The sequence below is a fragment of the Janthinobacterium sp. ROICE36 genome (assembly GCF_002869965.1).
Taxonomy (GTDB): domain Bacteria; phylum Pseudomonadota; class Gammaproteobacteria; order Burkholderiales; family Burkholderiaceae_D; genus Janthinobacterium.
On sequence record NZ_PEBS01000166.1, the window covers coordinates 1 to 1,625 of the forward strand.

Sequence of the window (1,625 nt, forward strand, 5' to 3'; positions counted from 1 at the left end):
GACATCCACGATGGCGTGGTGCAAATCAGCGTGCTGCCGGGGCAGTATGGCCAGGTGCAACTGCGCAACCAGAGCAATCTGTCCGACGGTCTGGCCGGCACGCTATTGGCCGGTCTCGACGGGCAAGTGATCGCCACGGCGCCGCTGGAGCGGCGCTTGCTGCTGCTGTCGGACTTGCCGGGCGTGCAAGTGAATTCGACCCTGGCGCCGGGGGCGTCCTTGGGCGCATCCGACCTGATCGTCGACGTGCAGCCGGGATCGCGTTTCAACGGCAGCATCGATGTCGATAACCAGGGCAACCGCTACACGGGCCGCAACCGCATCGGCGCCACCCTGAACATCAATGAACTGGCCGGCATCGGCGACGTGGCCACCATGCGTGCCTTCACTTCGGCCGACGGCTTGAATTATGGCCGCCTGGCGTATCAGGGACAGGCAGGCTTGCTGCGCCTGGGCGGTGCCTATACGTATATGGATTACAAGCTGGGCAAGGAATTTGCCGTACTCGACGCCAAGGGTACGGCGAAGATTGCCAGCGCCTATGGCAGTTATCCGCTGATTCGCTCGCGCAGCAGCAACCTGTATGCGCAGGTCAGCTATGACGACAAGACCTTCCAGGACCGCACGGAATCGACGGGTAGCGTCAACGACAAGACGGCCAGGGTGTGGATGCTGAACCTGAACGGCGACGCCAAGGATGGCTGGGGCGGCGGTGGCGTGAGCACGTATTCCATCACTTACACCACGGGCAAGATCGAGATCGAGACGCCGCTGGCTTTGCGGCTCGACCAACTGACGGTGAAGAGCAACGGCCACTTCAACAAGCTCGTCTTCAATGCGGCGCGCGTGCAAAGCCTGGGTGGCGAGACGAGCTTGTTCGGCACCCTCAGCGGCCAGGCGGCGTCGAAAAATCTCGATGTCTCTGAAAAAATGGGAATAGGCGGCATGGGCGGCGTGCGCGCCTACCCGGGCGGCGAGGCGTATGGCGACCAGGGTTACGTGCTGAATCTGGAACTGCGCCAGAACGTGACGGCTTTCACTGCCTTTCCCGGCCAGCTGCAGGTGCTGGCCTTTGCCGACACGGGCAGCGTCAAGCTGAACCGCGACGCCTGGAGCGCTGGCGAGAACCGCCGCACCCTGAGCGGCGCCGGCGTGGGTGTGACGTGGACGGGCGCCAATGCGCTCGTCCTGAAAGCGTATTACGCACACAAGCTGGGCAATGCCAAGGCGACCTCGGCACCGGATGCGGCAGGCCGCTTCTGGCTGCAAGCCGTCAAGTACTTCTAAATTCGTACAAGTTAAAACACTCAGGACACCGCCATGAACCGCATCTACCGCTCCATCTGGAATCAGGCCACGGGCGTTTACGCCGCCGTTTCCGAAAACGTCAAATCCGCCGGCAAGCGCTCGATGCCAGGATGCAGCGGGGGCGGGGCGCATTTCGCCTTGACCAGCATGGCAGCGGCGCTGATGCTGGGCTACGGCAGTCTGGCGCTGGCGGGGCCGGCGGGCGGCACGGTGGTGGCGGGGCAGGCAACGATCAATGGCGCGCCGGGCGCCACGGTGATCAATCAGGGCAGTCAGAACGCCGTCATCAACTGGGCCAACTTCAATATCAACAAGGG

At 63.3% G+C, this 1,625-nt stretch carries 2 protein-coding genes; both read left to right on the forward strand.

The annotated features are described in order from the left end of the window. On the forward strand, nucleotides 1-1,287 hold a 1,287-nt coding region (locus CSZ94_RS28240; protein WP_102124348.1), incomplete at its 5' end, for a ShlB/FhaC/HecB family hemolysin secretion/activation protein. Nucleotides 1,288-1,320: 33 nt separating this feature from the next. Then, on the forward strand, nucleotides 1,321-1,625 hold a 305-nt coding region (locus tag CSZ94_RS27220; protein WP_219726062.1), incomplete at its 3' end, for an ESPR domain-containing protein.